Raw genomic sequence first — 22,831 nt, forward strand, 5'->3', positions numbered from 1 at the left:
TTAAATTAAAAAATGAATATAGAAGAATTCAGAGCAGAACTGGAAACAAGGCTTTTAATTGAGAAACAGTATTTGACTCAGGAAGCTTCATCCATAGAAGATAGTCAGGAAAGACTTGAATTGTTGGGGAAGTTTAATGAAAAATACAGAACGTTAATTCAAAGACTTGCTAATGAAAGTGGAATTGATTTAAACGCAATGTATGAAGGAGAAAATAGCTCTGATAATTCCGGTACTCATCTTTCATATGAACAGGTGATTCTGGGTAAGACCATGAGTGTTTACGACAAATTATCCGATGAATTATATGAAGAAATAACAAACGAATAGTAGAAATGAATCCAAGACAAGTAGCAGATTATATGTTCAATCAGGATTATTTTTCCCAATGGATGAATATCAAGATGATTGAAGTAAAAGAAAATTACTGTTTAATAGAAATGCCGATTAAGAAAGATATGATTAATGGGCTTAAAACAGTGCATGGAGGCGTAACGTTTGCTTTTGCAGATTCTGCACTGGCATTTTCATCCAACAATACAGGAGATGCTGCTGTAGCTTTAAACTGTATTATCAATTTTACCAAAGCTGGGAAAGAAGGGGATGTTTTCAGAGCAGAGAGCATTCTGGTGAATGATACCAGAAAGACGGCTGTTTATGACATTAAGATCACCAATCAGAACAATGAGCTGATTGCTAAGTTTGTAGGAACAGTATATAAAATCGGAAAAAAAGTAACAGAATTATAAAGAATTTGAAAATTTGAAGATGAGGTAATTTGAAAATTATTGTATTCTTTAAATCTTACTATCAGACATTTTCAAATTCTCAAATTGACTCATTTTCAAATTAAAATTATGAACAACGTATACATCATAGACTATGTCAGAACTCCCATTTCAAAACTACAGGGAGGATTATCAGAAGTAAGAGCCGATGATTTGGCAGCTATTGTTATCAAAGAAGTGGTTGCAAGAAATCCTCAAGTTCCTGTAGAGGAAATTGAAGATGTAATTTTTGGATGCGCTAATCAGGCTGGTGAAGATAACAGAAACGTAGCCAGAATGGGACTTTTATTAGCTGGACTTCCTTATAAAATAGGAGGTGAGACGGTAAACAGACTTTGTGCTTCAGGAATGTCTGCTGTGGCTAATGCTTTCCGTTCGATTGCAGCGGGTGAAGGAGAAATTTATATCGCCGGTGGAGTAGAGCATATGACACGTTCTCCGTATGTAATGTCTAAACCTAGTGCAGCTTTCGGAAGAGACAGTCAGATGTATGATACTACTTTCGGATGGAGATTTATCAATCCGAAAATGAAAGAAATGTATGGCGTTGACGGAATGGGTGAAACTGCAGAAAATCTGGCAGACATGCACCAGATCAACAGAGAAGATCAGGACAAGTTTGCCCTTTGGTCTCAGCAAAAAGCAACCAAAGCTCAGGAAAGCGGAAGATTAGCAGAAGAAATTGTAAAAGTTGAAATTCCACAGAGAAAAGGTGATCCGATTGTTTTTGAAAAAGATGAGTTTATTAAACCCACTTCTTCCATTGAAGGATTAGGAAAACTTCGTCCGGCTTTCAGAAAAGAAGGAACAGTAACTGCCGGAAATGCTTCAGGAATGAATGACGGAGCTGCTGCATTGATCTTAGCCAGTGAAGAAGCTGTAAAAAAATACGGATTAAAACCAAAAGCTAAAATCCTGGGATCTTCTGTAGCTGGTGTAGAACCAAGAATTATGGGAATCGGGCCTGTAGAAGCCACTCAAAAGCTGTTAAAGAGATTAAACCTGTCTCTTGATGATATGGACATCATCGAACTAAATGAAGCCTTTGCAGCACAGGCATTAGCTGTAACAAGAAGCTTAGGTTTACAGGATAATGATGCAAGAATAAACCCAAACGGAGGAGCGATTGCCATCGGTCACCCACTGGGAGTTTCCGGAGCAAGAATCATTGGTTCTGCAGCCATGGAACTTCAGAAACAAGATAAAAAATATGCATTGTGTACCCTTTGTATCGGTGTCGGACAAGGCTATGCAATGATCATTGAAAAAGTATAATCAATTTGAAAGTGGGATAATTTGAGAATTTGAAAATGTTTAGTGACATTATTTATTTTCAAATTATCCCATTCTCAAATTCTCAAATTAAAAAATATGAACATCTACTCATATCATGGTATCCGCCCCATTATAAAACCATCGGCCTATATTCATCCACAGGCTGTAATTATCGGGAATGTGGAAATTGGTGAAGAAGTCTATATTGGTCCCAATGCAGTGATTCGTGGTGACTGGGGGAAAATTATCATTAAAGATGGAGCCAATGTTCAGGAGAACTGTACGCTTCATGTTTTCCCGAATATAGAAACGATTTTGGAAGAATCTGCTCATATTGGACATGGAGCAATTATTCACTCCGGACATATCGGAAAGAACTGTTTAATCGGAATGAATTCTGTGGTGATGGATAAAGCGTATATCGGTGATGAAAGCATCGTAGGTGCTCTGGCTTTTGTTCCTGCTAACTTCAGATGTGAACCGAGGAAACTAATTGTAGGAAGCCCTGCAAAAATTATCCGTGATGTTTCTGATGAAATGATTCATTGGAAAACAGAAGGAACAAAACTATACCAGGAATTGGCAAGAGAAGGAAAAGAAGCCATTCTTCCTTGTGAACCATTTACTGAATACGTTCAGCAGATCCCTACAAAGATTGTAGATTACAGTATTTGGGATGATATAAAATAAATGACCTTAAAATTAAATATGATTAAAAGAATTGCTCTTGTATGCAGCATGATGTTTGTGGTAAATTGTAGCTTATCAGCACAGACTGTCAGTACAAAACCGCTTACAATAGGAGAAGTGAGGACTATTAAGTCTAAAACTCTGAATGAAGAAAGAACATTGAACATCTATCTTCCTCAAAACTTTGATAAAGCAAAATCATATCCAATCATCTATCTTTTAGATGGAAGTATGAATGAAGACTTTATCCATGTTACAGGATTGGTGCAGTTCTTTAACCAGATGTATGCCATGCCGGAAACCATTGTGGTTGGAATTGCGAATATAGACAGAAAAAGAGATTTTACTTTTCATACAGATTTAAAAGACTTGCAGAAAGATTATCCTACAACAGGGCATTCAGATAAGTTTATCACCTTTTTTGAAAAAGAACTGAAACCTTATGTGGAGAGCCAGTTTAAAACTACAGAAAAGTATCTGTTCGGACAGTCGCTTGGTGGGCTTTTAGCAACAGAAATCCTATTGAAAAAACCTGAAATGTTCAACAATTATTTCATCATCAGCCCGAGTTTGTGGTGGGATGATGAAAGCCTTTTAAAGCAGGCACCTCAATTACTTTCAAAATCTGCGGATACTAAAAAGTTCGTTTATGTTTCTGTAGGAAAAGGAGAACACCCTGTGATGATAAAAGATGCAGAAGGTTTATATGATGTTTTGAAAAAAGCAGGAAAGAAAAACTGGACAGTAGAATACAAAATGATGGAAACAGACAATCACGCAACCATTCTTCACAGAAGCTTATATGAAGGATTAGTGAAAATGTTTCCATATCAGGAACCAAAATAATTAATCAATATAACACTATACCAATGTAAAAATGTAACAATCAATAGTCATGCTGAACGAAGTAGAAGCACCCATTGATCAACCGATACATTTTATATGGTTAAATTAAATATTTTATGCAAAAACTAAAAAACTATATCTACGGACAATGGGTAGAAGGCACCGGAAACGGAATCCCTTTGTACAATGCCGTTACAGGAGAGCAGGTAGCTGTTTCTGATACAGAAGGACTTAATTTTGAGCAGGCTCTTGACTATGGAAGAACAGTAGGATATAAAAACCTTTCTTCAATGACTTTCTACGACCGTGGGGAAATGTTGAAAAAAGTGGCACTTTACCTGCTGGAAAGAAAGAAAAAATATTACGACTTATCATATAAAACAGGAGCTACACATGTGGATTCATGGGTGGATATTGAAGGAGGTTTCGGAACTTTCTTTACCTACTCCGGACTGGCAAAAAGAATGCTTCCCAATACTTCATTTTGGGTAGATGGAGATACTCAGAAAATTTCAGCTAACGGAACTTTCTTGGGAACTCATATTTTAACGCCTAGCGAAGGTGTTTCTGTACAGATCAATGCCTATAACTTTCCGGTGTGGGGAATGTTGGAAAAGCTTTCTACTTCCTTATTGGCAGGTGTTCCTTCTATTGTGAAACCATCTCCTTTCGGATCTTACCTTACGAATGCGGTATTCCAGGATATGATTGAAAGTGGAGTTTTACCGGAAGGAGCAGTACAGTTAGTATGTGGAGAACCGGGGAATATTCTGGATTATATTCAGGATGGCGACTCAGTTCTGTTTACAGGTTCAGCTACTACAGGAAGGAAATTGAAATCACTTCCTTCTGTTGCCGGAAATGCAGTACGTTTCAATATGGAAGCAGACTCTCTGAACTGTTCTATTCTTGGATTGGATGCAAAACCGGGAACTCCGGAATTTGATTTATTCATCAAAGAAGTTCGTAACGAAATGACCACAAAAGCAGGTCAGAAATGTACAGCGATCAGAAGAATTATTGTTCCTGAGCACTTAATAGGAGATGTTCAGAATGCTTTATCTAAAGCTTTGGACCAAACAAAAATAGGAAATCCGTTAAGCAGAGAAACCAGAATGGGATCTTTAGTGGGAAGACAGCAATACGAGGAAGTTCTGAGAAAAGTAAATATTCTAAAATCAGAAACAGAGCTTGTTTATGATGGAAAACATGAACTGGTAGATGCTAACTATGACAACGGAGCATTTATGAGTCCTAAATTATTCCTGAATGATAAGCCTTTCGAAAAAAATATCTCCCACGATGTAGAAGCTTTCGGGCCGGTATCTACATTAATGCCCTATAAAGATGCTGAAGAAGCAGCGGCTTTGGCAAAAAGAGGAAAAGGAAGTTTGGTAGGATCTATCGTTTCTCATGATGAGAACTTTATTGCAGAAACCTCATGGAAAATGGCCTCCCAACATGGTAGAATCTTTGTTTTGAACAGAGATAATGCCAAAGAAAGCACTGGACATGGTTCACCACTTCCGACACTAATGCATGGCGGACCTGGTAGAGCAGGAGGCGGAGAGGAAATGGGCGGATTAAGCGGTCTTCATTTTTTCCTGCAGAAAACTGCAATTCAGGGATCACCGGATGTGTTGAAAGCGATTACTAAAATTTACCAGCAAGGAGCGGAGAAGAAATTCTCAGACAAACATCCTTTCCAGAAATACTTCGAAGAAGTTGAAGTAGGGGATTCTTTGGAAACAGCAGGAAGAACTGTTACTGATGCGGATATTGTAAATTTTTCCAATGTTTCATGGGATCATTTCTATGCTCATACTGATGCTACAAGTTTAACGGGAACTATTTTCGACAAAACAGTTGCGCATGGATATTTTATCCTTTCAGCAGCAGCAGGATTATTTGTGTCCGGGAAAAAAGGACCAGTTATCGCCAATTATGGGTTAGAAGAATGTAGTTTCTTTAAACCTGTATATGCTGGTGATACCATTACCGTTTATTTAACAGCAAAAGAAAAGGTTAACAGAGGAGTTAAGGGAAGAAATATTCCGTCAGGAGTTGTAAAATGGCTGGTGGAAGTAGTAAACCAAAGAGATGAGGTGGTTTGTGTAGCAACTATTTTAACCCTGGTGGCAAAACAATCTCCTTTCATCGACCTTACTGTGAAGAATGTTCAAAAGATCTTAAGTGGATTAACAGAAAGTACTCCTGCACTTTGGGGTAAAATGTCTCCACAGCAAATGATTGAGCACCTGGATCAGGCTTTATTGGTAAGTTTAGGTGAGCCTGAAGCAGATAAATGCTTCACTCCTGAAGAACATCTTGAAAAATGGCAGGATTCTCTTTATAACCACAGAGCAATGCCGAAGGACTTTACCGCTCCGTTTTTACCACAGGATGGTTCACTTCCGGAACTTACCCATAAGAATCTGGAATCTGCAAAACAGGCATTCACTGATAATCTAAAACGATTTGTGGTGTATTACAAAGAAAATCCACAGGCGGAGCACATGAACTTTGTATTCGGAAAACTGAATAAAGAAATGTGGGAACTGATGCATAAGAAACATTTTACCCATCATTTTGAACAATTCGGATTGATTTAATTCAAAATAAATACTTATTAAAATCCCTTTCAGCTCTATGTTGAAAGGGATTTTATTATTCTGTTTTTATTCTCTAAATTCAGGAAAACTTTTAAACATGAGGGATTGGATTCTTTTTGTGGCTTTTTTGGGACTGGCTCTTTTTTCCTGTTCAGGGAATCCCAAACCTGGAAGTGAAGGTTATTTTTCTGAAGAAAAATTTGTAGACAGTCTGAATGCAGGCACAAAAGGTAAAACGAAAGTTGTATTTGAAAAATTTAGGCATTCCGGAAATGGAGATGCATATGCTTCCATTCATTTTTATGACCTTAAAAAGACCTGGGTGGAATCCAAAGGCTCAGAATTTAATATCTGGGAGCTGAAGAACAGTTTTAAATTTGATAAAGATGGAGTTTCAGATCTTAATGTAGAGATTGAAGATTTTAATAACGATAGATTTAATGATATAACCTACCAAAGTGCCATAGCAGGAAGAGGAGGAAATATTGTGATGACTCTATTTGTATATGATCCAAAAAGTAAAGGTTTTATTCACATCAAAAACTCTGAAAGGTATCCGAACTTAAGTTATAATGCAGAATTAAATTGCATCAATTCTTTGATATTAACAGGCTCCACTACCACAGAATTCCTTAAGATAAAAAAGGATTCTTTGGATGAGTTTGCAAGAGTAGAGGTTTCAGATACGATTTTGGTAGAAGAAAAAGATGCTGCAGGGAAGTTCAGAGTTATTCAAAAAAAGCGATTCTTGGATTCAGGAGAGGATTTTTACAGAGTCTTTAGAAATTATAAGCCTTTGGAATATTAACTTATAATATTTGGATTTATTTTGTATCAATATTGATTGTTGTTTTGATACAAAAAGTTTCGTTTTTTGAAATGTTATTGTTTTGGGATCATGAAATAATCCTTTCGAATTGCTTATGAAATAAAGCGTATTTCATTGAAAACTAAATTGCATAAAAAAGTAGTGCAAAGCAAGGAATTGCAAAAGTGAATTTGGAACTCAGTTTACTGGATGCTGTTTTTAATTTAACCATGTCAAGGTTCAAAACCTTGACATGGTTAATAAAATTTAAACGGAATTTTTTATCTTTCTAAGGTTAGCTTAAAAACACAAAGATGGCAGATATCAGAACTACTTCAATTGAAGCAGATTGTTTTTACCATATTTATAATCGTGGTATTAACGGAGAGAATATTTTCAAATCAGATCGGAATTATTTGTTTTTCCTCAATAAAATGTCTGAATTTCTTATTTCCGTCTGTGATGTATATGCCTATTGCTTGATGCCTAATCATTTTCATCTTTTAGTTAAAATAAAATCTGATTTTGAGTTGGGTAGCCTTGTCAAGGTTCAAAACCCTGACAAGGCTGCTGAGACCACTCCGCTGGGACTTCATTCTCTTAAGAATATTTTCTCAAAACAATTTGCTGAAATTTTTAATTCTTACTCCCAAGCTTTTAATAAAGAAAATAAAAGACATGGAGCTCTTATTGAATCCCCATTTAAAAGGAAGTTGATTACTTCGGATGAGTATTTAATTAACCTAATTATTTATATTCATCAAAATCCGGAAAAATATGCTGTCACGGATCAGTTTTCAAAATATAATTTTTCCTCTTATCAGTCAATTCTGAGTAATTCAAAAACGCTATTGAAAAGGGATGAAGTTATTAAACTATTCGATAATAAACAAAATTTTATCCTGTCACATCAAAAGACGATTGATTTTGATGCTGAGTTTTAACTTATCCTTGTCAAGGTTCAAAACCTTGACAAGGATAAAAAGCCAAAAAAACCAGACCGAAGTATTTTGAAAATCAATAAATGAATAGTATTTTTAAACTTCAATCATAAAATAAGAAACAATGAACGAAAATTGGATGCAAAAATGGGAAGAGATAAAAGACAAATTGATATCTCCTGTAGATATTGAGACCTATTTTACCTCTGATGAAATTATGGAGCAAAAGATGGAGACGATGGGAATAGGTAATGTTTCCCTGCCATCAGGAAAAGTAATTGTAAGAGATCCCCTTGTATATCTGAATCAGAAGGAGCAGCCTTTTTTTGTTGAGGTTCCCAAAGGAGATTTTCCTGTAACCATTGCCGTAGTAAAGCTGGAAGATTGGGGAGATCGCTATGCCGCAGTAAAAGTTGAATTTACTAAAGAAAAACCGGCTATTTACAGAGAAGCATTAATTGGTATAGAAAATATTGATAGTGCCAGTGAGGACGGTTTTTTTGGATTTAATGTTGATGCCGGTTTAGCGTGTATTACCGATCCTGAAGTGGTTCCTCATGTGGATAAGTTTATTTCAGAACTGGACGTAGAGAATATTTACGATGATTATTTTGCAGAACTGTTTGCCAAAAGTTATAAAGAAGATCCGAGAAACCAAAGAGGTCTGGGAGACTGGATCAATTGGAAAGTACCCAATACAGAATATCAGATTCCAATATTTGCAAGTGGAGTAGGAGATGGAGTATATCCGGTTTACTTTGCTTATGATGAAAATGACAAATTATGCGGAGTATATATTCATTTTATTGATATTGAATTAGAATTGTCTGAATATGATGAAGACGAAGATGAGGAGGATGACGAAGATCAAGAAACAGGCCCGGCAGATAATTTTGTTTTTCTAAAATAAATAAAACTGATGAGTAAAACTTTTGCAGATCAGGTTATTGAATTCAATGAAAATCTAAACTATTCAGGAAACCTTCCCGAAGGCTTTGAAGCATTGAATCCGTATCTGGACAATCCGGAGACGATGGAGGTCATGCAAAAGTTTTATCACAAATATTATAACGACTTCGGCAAAAGAAAGTTTATTGTTGGTATTAATCCCAGCCGCCATGGGGCAGGAGTAACAGGAGTTCCTTTTACAGATACCAAACGATTGGAAAGCGTCTGTGGAATACCAATGAAATCTGCCCGTACTCATGAAGTTTCCTCCGTATTTATGTATGATATGATTGCTGATTATGGTGGTGCAGATCTTTTTTATAAAGATATTTATATCAATTCTCCATTCCCTTTAGCCATTGTAAGAAAAACAAAGAACGGATGGCTTAATGCCAATTATTATGACGATAAAGAACTGTTTGAAGCTGTAAAAGTTTTTATGATAGATTCCCTCAAAAAACATATCAGCCTGAATCTGGATACTTCAGAAGTGTTTATTCTTGGGAAGAAAAATGCTGAATTTATCTCAAAGCTCAATAAAGAGGCCCAGCTTTTCGATACCATGACGGTTCTGGAGCATCCCCGATATATTCAGCAATACAAATCAAAAGAAAAACAGCTGTATATAGACAAATATATTTTATCATTAAAAGATAAAAATCAGTAATTCCTTTGAGGCTGTTTTTTATTAAATTGTGAACATGAATGTTTTCCCTAAAAACACGACTTTTAAATATAACTGGCGAACTTATCAGAAGAAATTTCTGGACCATCTTGACGAATATCTTATAGATAATCATCTTCATGTTTCTGCACCTCCAGGTTCTGGGAAAACAGTTCTCGGGCTGGAAGTCATGTTGAGGCTTGGCAAACCTACACTCATTGTAGCTCCTACCTTAGCCATAAAAAATCAGTGGATTCAGAGATTTTGTGAACTGTTCCTCAATACAGAAACGGTTCCCGAATGGATATCTTCAGATATTAGAAAGCCGGGAATTATTACTGTAACAACCTATCAGGGAATTCATGCTGCTTCTGAAACGGCTGAAGAAGAGGAGGAAACTATGAGAAAATCTCCAAAAGTACCAGCTTCAGAAATTATAAAACGCCTTCAGAAACAAAAAGTAGGAACCCTTATCCTGGATGAAGCTCACCATTTGAAAAATGCCTGGTGGAGGAGTCTTACGGAACTTAAAAATAAAATTGAACCCACTGTTGTTTCCCTTACTGCGACACCTCCCTTTGATGTTTCCGGTACAGAATGGCAAAAGTATATCCAGTTGAATGGTCCTATAGATGCAGAAATATCAGTTCCTGAACTGATGATTGAAGGAGATCTTTGCCCACATCAGGATTTGGTACACTTTACATTACCCTCTCTGGAAGAGCAAAAGAAAATTGAATATTATCATAAGCAGGCCTTAGGATTCTTTGAAGAAATTAAAAAAGACGATATTCTTCTCAATGCTATTGAGGAGCATCCTGTATATCAGGAGCCGTTGAGCCACCTGGATTGGATCTATGAAAATATATCTTCCTATACTTCCGGGCTGGTTTATCTTCATTTCAGGAAAAAAGAAATTCCCGAAGTTCATTTTGAAATTATCGGTGATCAGCAGAAATATATTCCTGAATTTGATTTCTTCTGGATGGAAGAACTTCTCGACTTCTATTTACTGGTAGATGAAGTTCATTTTAAAAATTATGAAGATCACCATACAGACTTAGGTAACCGTTTAAAAAGGCACGGATTTTTGGAACAGAATACTCTGAGTTTCTTTAATAATAAAAATACAAATCAGATTCTCAATTCAAGTATAGGTAAACTTCAGGGAATACAGGATATCGTGGATTTTGAATCTTCCGTACTTAAAGATGATCTGAGAATGGTTATCCTAACTGATTTTATAAAAAAAGAATATCTGAATAACGGAACCCAGAATACCCTCACCCTTGATAAAATAGGAACCGTTCCCATCTTTGAAAAACTGAGGCGGGAAAACTTCCGGCAGAAAAAAATAGGGATTCTTACAGGGAGTCTGGTGATTATTCCGGTAAATGCTAAAAGTGTATTTGAGGAACTCTGTATGAAAAGAGCAGTTTTGGGGATACGGCTTTCACCATTGAGCTATGATCCGGATTATCTTATGATCAACCTTACGGAACAGGTAAAGCGTGATATTGTACACATTATTACGGAAATCTTTCAGTGTGGAGGTATTCATGTTTTAATAGGAACCAAATCATTGCTGGGAGAAGGGTGGGATGCTCCAAAAATGAATACTTTAATTCTGGCAAGCTTTATAAGTTCCTTTGTACTGTCCAATCAGATGAGGGGAAGAGTTATAAGAACAGATAAAGATATTCCTCATAAGACAGGCAATATATGGCATCTTGTCTGCTTTGATCCTAATGATGAAACTGGCGGGCAGGATCTGAATATTATGAAGCGGCGGTTTAAAACCTTTGTTGGGATTTCCAATAAAGATATTCCTACTATTGAAAACAATTTTGAAAGGCTTAATGTTAAGACCATAGAAACTAAGAGCAAAATTTCAGAAATTAATCAGTCATTTTTTGTTCTGGCCCAGGACAGAAAGAATCTTATCAGCCGTTGGGGAAAAGCACTTGATCTTGGAAATATTTTAGTAGAAGAAATACAGGTTCCCTCCATCAATATGACAGCGATGAAGGACGTGAAGATGGACTATGTCGGAAAAATGTCAGGAAATATAGTGAAGGTAATGGCATCTTCCGTATTATTATTCTGGCAGAATCTTTTATTCGGTATTCTCAGAAATATACAGGCGATTGATTCTGTAAAAACCTTTTCATTGATTGTATCCTTATTTGGATTAGCAGGTTTCATCGTATATGGGCGAAAATTATATATATCAGTAAAGCAATACTGGAGATACCGGGATATTGGGAAACAACTTGGAGCACTTGCAGAAGTAGTCTTACACGGGCTGATTCATGAAAGAGTGATAAGAACCTCTTTTGAACAGTTGAATATTATAAGTTCATCCAATAGCAGCGAAGGAGCATTCTGCTACCTGAAAGGAGGCAGTCAATATGAAAGCACGCAGTTTATTCAGACTTTACAGGAAATGGTCTCTCCGGTAGATAATCCACGATATATTTTGAAACAGAAAAAGATTTTTTTCTTTCTGAAAAAAGAACAGTATTTTCCGGTACCTGAAATTTTTGCAAAAAATAAAAAAAGTGCAGAATTTTTTACTAAAACCTGGAATAAAACCGTTGGAGCATCAGAACTTATTTTTACAAGAACCATTGACGGCCGCAATATCTTGCTAAAACTGAGGTTTGAAGCCCTTTTAAAAAGAAATGGGAGAATAGAACACCTCCATAAATGGACAAGATAAAAAACAATCCCCTTAATATAATCAAGGGGTGTTGTTCATGAATTAGAATCTTTGTGGGAACAAGATCGGATATGAGACTTGTAAATATTAATTTTTAATAACCTTAGTAGATTCAGTGGCTGTTTTAATAAAGTAAACTCCTTTCGGTAATTCTGAAATGCTGATTTCATTAGAACCTTTCTGAATCTGAAAAGTTTTTAGGATTCTGCCATCCGTACTGTAAATTTTGGCCTCCGAATTTTTTTCTGAATTAATAGAAATAGGGCCATGAGTGGGATTAGGATAAAGAATCAAGTTTTTTTGAGTGCTTTTGGCTTCTGAGGTTCCTAACACAATGTTACTGTCTTTTACCCAGGTAAAAGCATCAAGAGCTACATACCTAAACTCTCCGTTTGCCGTGATACGAAGTTCATCAATAACAATGTTTGAGTAATTTTGTCCATTTAGGTTAGTCAGGTCAATTAAAGTATATCCGTTGGTGCTACCTAAACTTGTTGCAAACCCATTTGTTTTTGTTTGGGTAAATTTTGTGACACCACTCAACCTTCCGGTTATCGTAATGGAACCTGCTACATTAAGTTCAAGATTCAATGCTGAGAGATACATCCAGAATTTGTTCACCTTAAATAAATTAGAAGTGGTTTTAATACTAAATGATGGCGGAGAATCCGGATTATTAGAATTATCAATGTAACGGTTATCATTGGCCGTTCCATTCCAGCCTGTTCCCGGAAAGTTAGCCTGGATATCAAAAACACTCACGTGAGAAATGACATTAAAAATCACTCCATTGTCAGTGAAGCTTGTGCTTCCGTTTGATTCTGTCTCAAATTGCTCTGTACTGGTCTGCCCAAATGAGAAAATTGAAATGAGCAGACTACAAATTGTAAAAATAGTAGTGCTTTTCATGATCTTTGTTTTAAATATTAGGTTATGATATATTAATCTCGTGGAGGATAAATACCTGCAATGCAGATGATATAATTCAATCCCAGGTAAGGCTGCATATTATTCACCGGTAAATTTTGTCCTATAAAAGAAATGCTCTGGCTATTAAGAGCCGTATCGGGATTTGCATTATTTACAAAACTTGTAACAGGATTGAAGTCTCTTCCTACCTGTGTTCCAGTGATAGCAATAGCTGTTGCGGCAGTAGGGGTAGAAGTATTGGCATTTTTGTTTGCCACTTTAAATTGAAAGCCAGCTCCAATGCTTGGAAGATTAGACTGTAGAAGAGTGTTTTGTGTAGTTCCTGACATTACACCGAGTGGATAATATTCGTTGGCATTTACATTTCCAGCCCCAATAGCAGTACGCCCTTTTAGGTTGGGTAAAGCAAACGTGGTGATTCCGTCTCCACCATAAGTGGTTCCCAGAATGGAAAACAGCGCTGAATTGCTTGAGATTCTTAGTAAACTTCCGTCACAGAACATCCAGCCTTTAGGTGCAAAGTTTCCTGCAAATAACTTAACGATTCCAATGTATTCGTCCATGGTCAATATTTTTTAGCCTTTAATAGTCTTACTCTGTTGATGGCTTTTCAGATTCCGCCGTTTATTTCTAACCCAAAGGAACAACTAATATAAAAGCTGCAGTAGAGTAGAAAATACCAAATTGAAGACTCCGTATTTCTACGTAAAGAGATATTCTTCTACTCTTAAAAACAGAATTATATATTTAAAATAAAAACTAATAGTAGATATTAGCTCAATAATAGCTTCTGACTTCTCTCTTCCTGCTTCCAACCTTAAAAATAGCATGAAATTATTCTCTCTAAGTTTCTCCGAAAGCACTGTATTTAGTATTTTTGTAAGAATCCAATAAAAATTAAAATGAACGAATTCGTAGCATCAGAAATCAAAAATAATATTGCCGAAATTACTTTCGGAACCCCAAAAAGTAATTCCCTTCCGGGAGCTATTTTAGAAAAACTGGCTCAGACTATTTTAGAAGAAGGAGCTAAAGATGAGGTAAAGGCTATTTTAGTAAAAAGTGAAGGTGAAAAAGCATTCTGTGCAGGAGCAAGTTTTGATGAGCTTCTGGCCATTGAAGAGCTGGATGCTTCCACTAAGTTCTTCGGTGGCTTTGCTAAAGTTCTGAATGCAATGAGAAACTGTGGAAAGATTGTGGTAGTAAGAGTGCAGGGAAAAACAACCGGAGGTGGAGTAGGAATTGCCTGTGGTGCTGATTACTGCTTTGCAACAAAAGACTCAGCATTAGCACTTACAGAAATCAATTTAGGAATCGGACCTTTCGTAATCGGACCCTATGTAGAAAGAAAAATCGGAAAATCACAGTTCTCAGCAATGGCTATTGATGCAGACTTCAGATCGGCTGAGTGGGCAGAACAGCATAATGTATACCATTCTGTTTCAGAAAATATTCAGGAAATGGATGAGAAACTTGACAAGTTTATGCAGACCCTGGCTTCCAGAAGCAGCGATGCTTTGGCATTGATCAAAAAGGTTTCATGGGAAGGAACAGATCATTTCAATGAACTGATGCCAGCAAGGATTCACATGAGTGCCAGCCTTATTCTGGAAGATTCTGCTAAGAAAAATATTGAAGCTATTAAAGAAAGACTAAGAGCAAAATAGTTTTTAGTTCTTGAAAATATTCAGCCGTTGATCACTTCAGCGGCTTTTTTAATTCTTACTCTCAAAATGTTCAAGAGAAAGAACTTCCTGGCTGTATTTGAAATAATTTACCACTACTTTTGCTCCCATCTCATATTGCTCATAATCTGTTTTCTCAACAGGAAGCCTTATCTTTTTTCCTTTGTGACATCCCGCAAAAGTAATAATGTACTCATCACCTTCCGTTTTATGCTTGGAAATAATTATGCTTTCCAACCTGTTTTTGCCGTTTTTAATATCCTTTTTCCATCTCCCTTTGAAATATTGATAGAGAAGCCGATGCATTAGCAAAAAAAATAGATAGAATGCTACTGCAACACCAATAAATAAAAGGTAATGGTAATATTTAAAATTCTTTAACTCGTTTTTTAAAAAATAACCGGCCATAATCATGACAATCATAATAACGGCAATTACAACTCCTGAAAAATCCTTATAAAAATCTCTTTTGTGGATGGCTATCCTATTGAGCTCTTCCTCGTTTAAAGGAATATTTTCCTGTAAGTGTATCTGAGAATAATCAATTAAAACTTTTGTCATAATAAGATAATTAAAATTGGACATTATTCTTCTGTTTACTTTCCCGGATGAATAGTGATCAGTTCATAGGGGCTATATTTTTGATCATCTTAAAGTTAAAAATTATAGGACTGGCTTGATAAAAAATTAGTATAAGTTTTAAAAAAATATTTTGCAGATTAAAAATAAATTATAACTTTGTAATTCAAAGTTCTTTTTATGGATTCAAAAAACTATCACGAAGATTTGTCCCATATCCGTTCCATGATGGAACGGTCTTCCAGATTTATTTCTTTGAGCGGGCTCTCAGGAGTTGTGGCTGGTGTAGTAGCACTTTTAGGTGCTGGGTATGCCTATTTTGCCATGGAAAGTAAAAAAATGGAATACATTAACGGAGGTAGACTTCATTTTACCTCTGAATTGGTTCAGGAATTGGTCATCACTGGATTAGTAGTTCTGGTAGCAGCAGTTTTCAGTGGGTATATTTTTACAGCCAATAAAAGTAAAAAGAAAGGATTAAAGATCTGGGATGCCACTACCAAAAGACTTTTAGTCACCTTTTCAGTCCCATTAGCGGCAGGAGGAATCTTTTGTGCAGCTCTTATTGAGCATCATTTAGTAGTATGGATTGCTCCTACAACTTTGATTTTCTATGGATTGGGCCTTATAAGTGCTGAAAGATACACTCTTCCGGATGTAAAATATCTGGGATATTGTGAGGTTGTTCTTGGATTATTGTCTCTGTTTTTTCTGGGTTGGGGATTGTTTTTCTGGGCAGTAGGTTTCGGTATTCTGCATATTGTCTACGGGCTTATTATGCATAAGAAATATAAGTAAAAATGTCTAAAACCTTTAATTATATTTTTATCGGTTTAGCTGGAGGGGTGATTCTTTTTATTATAAGTTGCATTGTCTTTATAGGAATAGTATTTTCTGATTTTGGAGGTAAAGGCTATTCCGTTACAGAACTTGAAGAAGAATATTTAGAGAATAAAGCTGAAATTAATGATCTGATTCAATACTATTATAAAATCAAACCTTCGGATAAAGTTGTTGATATAGAGTTTAAAAATGATAAAGTTTTGGAGAGGATAACAATTACTCATCTCAGTAAGAGTAAACAGACCTACCAAAATTGGAATATAAATATTACTGATTTAACAGTATCAAAGCTAAAAGCTGAATTAAACTGGACAGACGATGAGATTAAAATCCTAAAGGAAAAACTGGATAATGCGAATTGTATTTCCATTAAAGACGGAGAACCTGTTAAAATAGGCTTTAAAAGAAGTGGCTTAGGAATGTATTCTTTTAATGTTTTTCAAAATAGGGATACAGACAGAAATATGTTTAATGATGGTTGCCAATATATTTTGCGTAATCATAATCTAGCCCTTGAATATGGAGGTGGAGCTATAGGACCACAATGTTTTCCTAATAAATAAATTAAAAATGATCAAAATAAGTCAACTCAATAAAGAATTTGAAAGTCGTGTAAGATTGGGTATTATGTCCGTTCTTATGGTGAACGACTGGGTTGATTTCTCCGAAATGAAGGGACTATTGGAGATTACTGATGGAAATCTTGCCAGTCACAGTAATGCATTAGAGAAAGTAGGGTACATTGAAGTGAAAAAAGAATTTGTAGGAAAAAAGCCCAAGACCTCTTACCGTGTTACACAAAGTGGCAGACAGGCTTTTACAGATCATCTGGATGCCCTTGAAAAACTATTGGGACGGTAGTCCTATATTTTTTTGAATTTTAACTTTGTAATTCAAAGTTCTTTGTTTTAAAATAGATGTAATGGATAGAAAAACATTTTTAAAAAAGATCTTACAGATTTCAGTTTTGGGTGTTTTCCCTGGATTGTATTCTTGGCAGGTAGAACCTTTTTGGATAGAATTTGTTCAAAGAAAGCTTCCTGTGAAAAATTTACCTCAGGCATTAGAAGGAAAGATACTGATGCAGATTTCTGATTTGCATGTAGGGGCTTATTTCGATTGGCATTTTCTCATTGATTCTTTTCAAAAAGCTAAACAATACAAACCCGATTTTGTAGTGTACACCGGAGATTTTGTAAATACAGGAATCCTTCAGGAACAGAGAGATCTGAAAAAAGTAATGGAAAACTGTGTTCTGGGGACTTTAGCAACTTTTGGAATCTTAGGAAACCATGATTATGGAAAAAACTGGGAGGATATAGAATGTTCAGAGAAAATATGTGATACACTTAGTAATTCAGGGATCACGATGCTCAGGAATACTCAGGAGGAAAGTTATGGTTTGAATTTTATAGGGTTCGAAGATTTATGGTCATCCCGCTTTCAACCTGTAGAAGCGATGGCGAAATATGATCCATCAAAAGCCAATATTGTACTTTGTCACAACCCTGATGCCTGTGATTTGGATATATGGAATGGGTATCAAGGCTGGATTTTGAGCGGACATACCCATGGGGGGCAATGTAGAATTCCAGGAATCATTACCCCTATACTTCCGGTAAAGAATAAAGAATATATCTCCGGGGAGATTGATCTGAAAGATGGGAGAAAGTTGTATATCAATCGTGCCCTTGGGCATTCTTTTCAGATAAGATTTATGGTACGTCCCGAAATCACTGTTTTTACATTAACCCAAGCTTAAATAATTACATCAATGGAAGATAAAGATATCATCAATTTAAGTAAATCAATATTCGGTGGGGGTCTTGCCCTGGGAACAATTTGTCTTTTAGGAGGCGTATTTAAACTGGAGCCGTTCGTCGCGGCCGGTTATATGCTGCTCATTATTGCTACTCCCGTTAACTTATTCCTGGTACTCGCTTTTTTAATCCATGGACTTGTGAATCGATCCAGTTTAAAAACTTGTATAAAAGCAATTGGTATACTTTCTATCAATATTCCCATTGCAATTCTGTATGCTGTCATCGGGATTTGTTTAATTTCTGATGGACATTGGTAATCTTTAAATCATAATAGTTCTCATTCTTTTTTTAATACATACACTATGAAAAAAATACGCGTTCAGTTTCTGCTTTTTGTGTACGATAAAACTCAAAAGCTCTACAGAAAATACTTTAAAAAGAAAAAAAGACAATGGCAGTTCAATGAAAGGCAGCTGCTGGAGTTTCGGGAAGATTCACTGGGAAGAAAACTAGGAGAATTCTACCATAAACATGGGTTTTCAATGATTCCCAAAATGGAAAATCATGATGTTCACCATCTGATCACTGGCTGCGGGACCAACTTTGAGGATGAAATTGCCATGCAATATCTTTTGCTTGGAAACGGAAAGCTCAATGCCCATTTGCTGGCAGCTATTGTATTGGGAACCCTTATTCTTCCGGAATACATGAAAATTTACTTTAATGCCTATCGGAAAGGACAGACGATGAGAGCCTTCTACGAATGGGATTTTGAAGGTTTACTCTGGCAGAACTTTGAGCATCTGAAAGATTTTATCCAACAGAAAGATCCGGTTGTTTTACATTAAAATGCAAATGACGTGGAAAATATAAAGTTAAGTTCTAACGGGAGATATACTTTTCTTATTTCTTTCGGTCTTGGTACATTCTTGTTTTTATTATTTTTTATCACCAGAAATGAAGACTTGTTGATTTGTGGGTTGATCTATGTAATTTTTGCAATACCTGTGAACATGACAGTGCTTTTATATGAGTTGCTTCATTTCCTGATGGATATTTCCGAAAGAAAAGATTCGGGAAACTCTGTTCTCCTTTTGTTGGCAAATATTCCAATCGCAGCAATGTATCTTCTTATTATTTTCAATTTTTCATAATTTAATTTTTAAATATTTATTATCATGAAAACACATCACTATATATTTCTAACAACAGCCCTATTTGTCATTCTATTTTATGATCAGGATATGGGGCTGAATTTTGGAATCCTTGGAATTTTATATGCAATTCTGAATTTCTTTAAAACTCCTCAAAAAAACAAAACCAGAGTATTTTACCTGCTTACAGGGACAAGTATACTTTCGGGGATTGCATTTGCTTGGTATGGAGACTTTCCGTCATTTCTGGCGGTGGCAAGTTCACTGCTTCTATTAGCTTATAAATCAAGAAACAAAAAAATGAAGGTTCTTTTTTTAATTCCTGTTTTTATAACCAATGGCTGTACTTCAATCTGCAGAATTTTTATGCTTGATAAATGGCTGCCTCAAAAGAGCATTCCGGGAATGTGGCAGAAGATCTTGGCCTTTGTACTCATTCCTTTAGTCCTTATTTCCGTTTTCTTTGGAATTTATGCCGCAGGAAGTGATCATTTTGCAGCTCTTTTCACAGATTATGAACTGGATATCAATCTTTGGCAGGTCTTCTGTCTTTCCGTTTTAGGATTTTTTATTGCTTTTAATTTCTGGAACTTCGCTGTGGAAAGGCTGATCTATAAAAATCATCATTTTTTGGATAATGACTTTCAGGAAAACGCCAAGGAACCTAAGTCAACCTATTCGTTCCTTGATCTGGACGCAGAAAGAACGAGTGGTGTAATATCTTTCTTTTGTCTGAATATTTTGCTGGTTTTTTTCATTATCACCTATAATTATGAGCAGTTCTATGAAGTTTCAAAAACACCGGTTCAGCTTTCGGAAGAGACGCATGAGCGTGTCAATGCTGTGATTATGTCTATTGTGATGGCTATTCTGGTGATCATGTTCTATTTTAAATCAGGTTTCAATTTTGATTCCAAAGCAAAGCTGCTGAAAATTTTAGCTAAAGTCTGGATTATTTTGAATGCTATTCTTATTCTGTCTGCAGCTGCTAAAAACTATGAATATATTGTCAACTACGCCTTCACGTATAAAAGGCTGGGTGTTTTTGTATTCCTTCTTTTATCTCTGGCAGGACTTGGTTTAACTTTCATTAAAATTCAAAGGCAAAAAAGAAATGCCTTCCTCTTCAATACCATGGCGTGGTATCTTTATGGAACCATTTTGATTTGCAGCTATATCAACTGGGGTGGTATTATTACTTCACAGAATATGAAGCGGAAAGATTTTGCAGTGAACTATCATTTGGGGTCAGTTAACTTCAGTGAAAAAGGTCTGCTAAAATATGCAGATGAAAAGAATAATCAAAAGCTTAAAAAGGATCTTCAGAATAAAATTAAGGTAGAAAAATCCAAATCTTTCCTTTCAAAAATTATGTATTATCAAACGATCAAATAACAATAGAACGCAATGAAAAAGTTAATGGAATCTCCACGATTTAAAATAAATGTTTTGCTTGTATTCATGACATTGTTCTGTTTCAGTCTCTCTGTTTTCAGATATTATATCAGCGAAACAAAGGTGTTTTTCTTTCTGAACTGGAATCTGTTTCTGGCATGGATCCCTTTATTTCTGAGTAGCCTGATATTGATATTCAATATGAAAAGTAAAATATCTGTCGTCTTCATTATTGTGGTCTGGATCTTGTTTTTTCCGAACTCACCCTATATTCTGACCGATCTTTTTCATTTAAAGGCAAGAAATACCATTCCTATCTGGTACGATCTGATTGTTATCCTCTCTTATGCCTGGACAGGATTAATATGTGGTTTTATAAGTCTCAACGATATTGAAAAACTTCTTTCCGGTTATACCAAAGAGAGAATCATTAACGGTATTGTAGCGCTTTTTCTTTTCATGAGCAGTTTTGGAGTGTATCTGGGAAGATTTCTGAGATGGAACAGTTGGGATATTCTCAATAATCCTTTCGGGTTATTCAATGATATTGTAGTACGTTTTATCTATCCGCTGGAATATACAAAGACCTGGGGTGTTACCCTTTTAATGGGCATTATGCTCAATTTTATGTATTTCACTTTTAAGCTCATTAGAAACAGTAACGAAAAGCTTTTGCAGCCTGAAAATATAGACCGTTAAGAGAGTTGGAACAATTTTAGCATTTAAAAAGACCTGATTAACCAGGATTGTGTTGAAAGTGGAAAATGATGGTACATCTCAAAATATGTAAGTATTGATAATATTCAATCAAATGTAACTTCGGAAGTATGGAAAACTACAATAACTTTCATCTCCCGGCCTCCATCTTCCATCTTCTTCAAGCCTTAAAATTAATTATTATGAAAAAAAGCTTATTGTTAATTCCATTGATTATTATTTCCTGTAAAAAAGATCCTGCTGTAACGGATGTGTCTCATAAAGATTCTACCATTGTAACGGAAATGCCGGATTCTGTTCATAAGGCAGATTCAGTAGCATTAAGAAAGAAAGATTCAATTATTAACAATGCTCCTGCTACCAGAGAAGTATTACGTAAAGGCGTGATGAGAAATGAAAAAGAAGGTCAGATTGTGAGAACAGCAGACGCTTCTCAGCTTCCTTTTACCTTGGGAGAAGAATTTAAAAATGATGATCAGGAGCTTATTCTAAAGCTTACCAATTTTGAGCAGTCTAATATCAAAGCAAAGATTTCGACGAAAGAGAAAGACTTTAATATCAGATTCAATCAGATAAAACTTCCCAATGGAAATTATGATGGGCCTTTCGGAAGAGAAATCACCTATGATATTCCTGAAAAAGGAGAAGTATGGCTGATCATAGGAAAAAGTAATATGGCTTCTGGAAACACTAAAGGACATTTTACAGTGAGCATTGAGTAGCATCAGTCAATTTGGTACAGTTTCTGCAAATTAACATCATGAAGTTTAAATTTTAAAATTATGAAAAATATAGTTCTAACAGCAATGGCCGCCTCAGCTGTACTTGTAAGTTGTGGAACCGTACAGTCGCTGGTTCAGAATACATTTCCCTATACAGCAAATGTTTTAGTTTCTACAGGAGTGCCTGCTGATAAAGAAGTCTCTTCAACCGCAACCGCTACCAATGTACAAACCTGGTTTGGAGGAAATAATAATGCACAGATTAAGGATGTAAGAATCTCTGATGCTAAAATATCCGTAGTATCTCCTTCAGGAGGAAATTTAAGCGCATTTAAAACTATTAAAGTATACGTTTCATCCAGTGGAACAGGAGAAAAACTGATCGCATCCCGCTCAAATATCTCTACCAATTCATCCAGTATGAGTCTGGATCTGAATGACACAGGATTCCTGGATAGCATTGTAAAAAGTTCAGGACTTACGGTAAGAACAGTTTATGAACTGAAGAACCAAACCTCTTCAGACATGAATATTAAAGTAGCCCTTAATTTCAGCAGCGTCCCTGCGAAATAATTGTTATAAAAGTTAAGAACAAAAAACTCCTTTCAATCGCTGAAAGGAGTTTTTTACTTTGAATAAGAAAGAATAGAAGATGACAGTTATCAAAGTCATTCAGAATAACTACTGTCCCTTTTTACTTTTACAAAGATCGCTTTATTATATCTTTAGTAATACTAGGGCTAGTATTA

At 35.7% G+C, this 22,831-nt stretch carries 26 protein-coding genes; 23 read left to right on the forward strand and 3 right to left on the reverse strand.

Translation table 11 applies throughout. The annotated features are described in order from the left end of the window. Positions 1-12: 12 nt before the first annotated feature. The 11 genes from M2372_RS23620 (at position 13) to M2372_RS23670 (ending at position 12,294) form a co-directional block, all read left to right on the forward strand. On the forward strand, positions 13-330 hold the full coding sequence (locus M2372_RS23620) for a hypothetical protein (protein WP_115972723.1): 318 nt from the start codon (positions 13-15) through the stop codon (positions 328-330). 5 nt (positions 331-335) lie between these two features. Continuing rightward, positions 336-749, forward strand: a complete 414-nt coding sequence (locus M2372_RS23625; protein ID WP_115972722.1) for a PaaI family thioesterase — start codon at positions 336-338, stop codon at positions 747-749. 108 nt (positions 750-857) lie between these two features. Further along, positions 858-2,063 (forward strand): 3-oxoadipyl-CoA thiolase, encoded by a 1,206-nt coding sequence (gene pcaF / locus M2372_RS23630; RefSeq protein ID WP_123321549.1) that lies wholly within the window; start codon positions 858-860, stop codon positions 2,061-2,063. 96 nt (positions 2,064-2,159) lie between these two features. Then, entirely contained in the window at positions 2,160-2,753 is a 594-nt protein-coding gene (locus tag M2372_RS23635) for a transferase hexapeptide repeat family protein (RefSeq protein ID WP_077413742.1), read from the forward strand. Further along, positions 2,754-3,599 carry an alpha/beta hydrolase gene (locus tag M2372_RS23640; RefSeq protein ID WP_228455804.1) on the forward strand — a complete coding sequence of 282 codons (846 nt, stop codon included), beginning with the start codon at positions 2,754-2,756 and terminating at the stop codon, positions 3,597-3,599. A 116-nt stretch (positions 3,600-3,715) separates the two neighbouring features. Next, positions 3,716-6,211, forward strand: a complete 2,496-nt coding sequence (paaZ, locus tag M2372_RS23645) for a phenylacetic acid degradation bifunctional protein PaaZ (protein WP_123321550.1) — start codon at positions 3,716-3,718, stop codon at positions 6,209-6,211. A 97-nt stretch (positions 6,212-6,308) separates the two neighbouring features. Beyond that, positions 6,309-7,019, forward strand: coding sequence for an XAC2610-related protein (locus M2372_RS23650; protein ID WP_148060827.1), 711 nt, complete (start codon positions 6,309-6,311; stop codon positions 7,017-7,019). Positions 7,020-7,333: 314 nt separating this feature from the next. Beyond that, positions 7,334-7,963: a transposase gene (locus M2372_RS23655; RefSeq protein WP_123321552.1), complete on the forward strand. Its 630-nt coding sequence runs from the start codon at positions 7,334-7,336 to the stop codon at positions 7,961-7,963. A 121-nt stretch (positions 7,964-8,084) separates the two neighbouring features. Further along, positions 8,085-8,870: a DUF4241 domain-containing protein gene (locus tag M2372_RS23660; RefSeq protein WP_123321553.1), complete on the forward strand. Its 786-nt coding sequence runs from the start codon at positions 8,085-8,087 to the stop codon at positions 8,868-8,870. A gap of 9 nt (positions 8,871-8,879) precedes the next feature. Further along, a complete protein-coding gene (locus tag M2372_RS23665) occupies positions 8,880-9,575 on the forward strand; it encodes an SMUG2 DNA glycosylase family protein (protein WP_123321554.1) in 696 nt (231 codons plus the stop codon). 34 nt (positions 9,576-9,609) lie between these two features. After that, positions 9,610-12,294, forward strand: a complete 2,685-nt coding sequence (locus M2372_RS23670) for a DEAD/DEAH box helicase family protein (RefSeq protein WP_123321555.1) — start codon at positions 9,610-9,612, stop codon at positions 12,292-12,294. Between the two features lie 87 nt (positions 12,295-12,381). On the opposite strand, the gene M2372_RS23675 is transcribed toward M2372_RS23670, so the two are convergent. Further along, positions 12,382-13,203 (reverse strand): T9SS type A sorting domain-containing protein, encoded by an 822-nt coding sequence (locus M2372_RS23675; protein WP_123321556.1) that lies wholly within the window; start codon positions 13,201-13,203, stop codon positions 12,382-12,384. Positions 13,204-13,235: 32 nt separating this feature from the next. Then, positions 13,236-13,787, reverse strand: a complete 552-nt coding sequence (locus M2372_RS23680) for a phage tail protein (RefSeq protein ID WP_123321557.1) — start codon at positions 13,785-13,787, stop codon at positions 13,236-13,238. A 339-nt stretch (positions 13,788-14,126) separates the two neighbouring features. On the opposite strand from M2372_RS23680, the gene M2372_RS23685 reads away from it, so the two are divergent. Beyond that, a complete protein-coding gene (locus M2372_RS23685) occupies positions 14,127-14,891 on the forward strand; it encodes an enoyl-CoA hydratase/isomerase family protein (protein ID WP_123321558.1) in 765 nt (254 codons plus the stop codon). A gap of 48 nt (positions 14,892-14,939) precedes the next feature. Here the strand turns inward: M2372_RS23685 and M2372_RS23690 are convergent, their stop codons facing one another. Then, positions 14,940-15,470 carry a hypothetical protein gene (locus tag M2372_RS23690; protein ID WP_123321559.1) on the reverse strand — a complete coding sequence of 177 codons (531 nt, stop codon included), beginning with the start codon at positions 15,468-15,470 and terminating at the stop codon, positions 14,940-14,942. A gap of 198 nt (positions 15,471-15,668) precedes the next feature. On the opposite strand from M2372_RS23690, the gene M2372_RS23695 reads away from it, so the two are divergent. From M2372_RS23695 to M2372_RS23745, 11 genes are all read left to right on the forward strand, one after another. Then, positions 15,669-16,286, forward strand: a complete 618-nt coding sequence (locus M2372_RS23695; protein WP_123321560.1) for a hypothetical protein — start codon at positions 15,669-15,671, stop codon at positions 16,284-16,286. Between the two features lie 2 nt (positions 16,287-16,288). Continuing rightward, on the forward strand, positions 16,289-16,894 hold the full coding sequence (locus M2372_RS23700) for a hypothetical protein (protein ID WP_123321561.1): 606 nt from the start codon (positions 16,289-16,291) through the stop codon (positions 16,892-16,894). Between the two features lie 7 nt (positions 16,895-16,901). Continuing rightward, complete coding sequence (locus M2372_RS23705; protein WP_045492574.1) at positions 16,902-17,192, forward strand: transcriptional regulator; 291 nt, start codon at positions 16,902-16,904, stop codon at positions 17,190-17,192. A 61-nt stretch (positions 17,193-17,253) separates the two neighbouring features. After that, complete coding sequence (locus tag M2372_RS23710) at positions 17,254-18,093, forward strand: metallophosphoesterase (protein ID WP_123321562.1); 840 nt, start codon at positions 17,254-17,256, stop codon at positions 18,091-18,093. A 12-nt stretch (positions 18,094-18,105) separates the two neighbouring features. Further along, on the forward strand, positions 18,106-18,411 hold the full coding sequence (locus M2372_RS23715) for a hypothetical protein (protein WP_123321563.1): 306 nt from the start codon (positions 18,106-18,108) through the stop codon (positions 18,409-18,411). Positions 18,412-18,456: 45 nt separating this feature from the next. Next, positions 18,457-18,942, forward strand: a complete 486-nt coding sequence (locus M2372_RS23720; RefSeq protein WP_123321564.1) for a Coq4 family protein — start codon at positions 18,457-18,459, stop codon at positions 18,940-18,942. 12 nt (positions 18,943-18,954) lie between these two features. Further along, positions 18,955-19,248 carry a hypothetical protein gene (locus tag M2372_RS23725; RefSeq protein WP_123321565.1) on the forward strand — a complete coding sequence of 98 codons (294 nt, stop codon included), beginning with the start codon at positions 18,955-18,957 and terminating at the stop codon, positions 19,246-19,248. Between the two features lie 24 nt (positions 19,249-19,272). Next, the gene (locus M2372_RS23730; RefSeq protein WP_123321566.1) at positions 19,273-20,643 is read left to right on the forward strand and encodes a DUF4153 domain-containing protein; all 1,371 of its coding nucleotides are present in this window, start codon (positions 19,273-19,275) and stop codon (positions 20,641-20,643) included. 12 nt (positions 20,644-20,655) lie between these two features. Then, a complete protein-coding gene (locus M2372_RS23735) occupies positions 20,656-21,342 on the forward strand; it encodes a DUF1361 domain-containing protein (protein ID WP_123321567.1) in 687 nt (228 codons plus the stop codon). A gap of 200 nt (positions 21,343-21,542) precedes the next feature. Beyond that, positions 21,543-22,082, forward strand: coding sequence for a hypothetical protein (locus M2372_RS23740; protein WP_123321602.1), 540 nt, complete (start codon positions 21,543-21,545; stop codon positions 22,080-22,082). A 60-nt stretch (positions 22,083-22,142) separates the two neighbouring features. After that, a complete protein-coding gene (locus M2372_RS23745; RefSeq protein WP_115972705.1) occupies positions 22,143-22,655 on the forward strand; it encodes a hypothetical protein in 513 nt (170 codons plus the stop codon). Positions 22,656-22,831 lie beyond the last annotated feature (176 nt).

The sequence above is a fragment of the Chryseobacterium sp. BIGb0232 genome (assembly GCF_024810195.1).
Taxonomy (GTDB): Bacteria; Bacteroidota; Bacteroidia; order Flavobacteriales; family Weeksellaceae; genus Chryseobacterium; species Chryseobacterium pennae.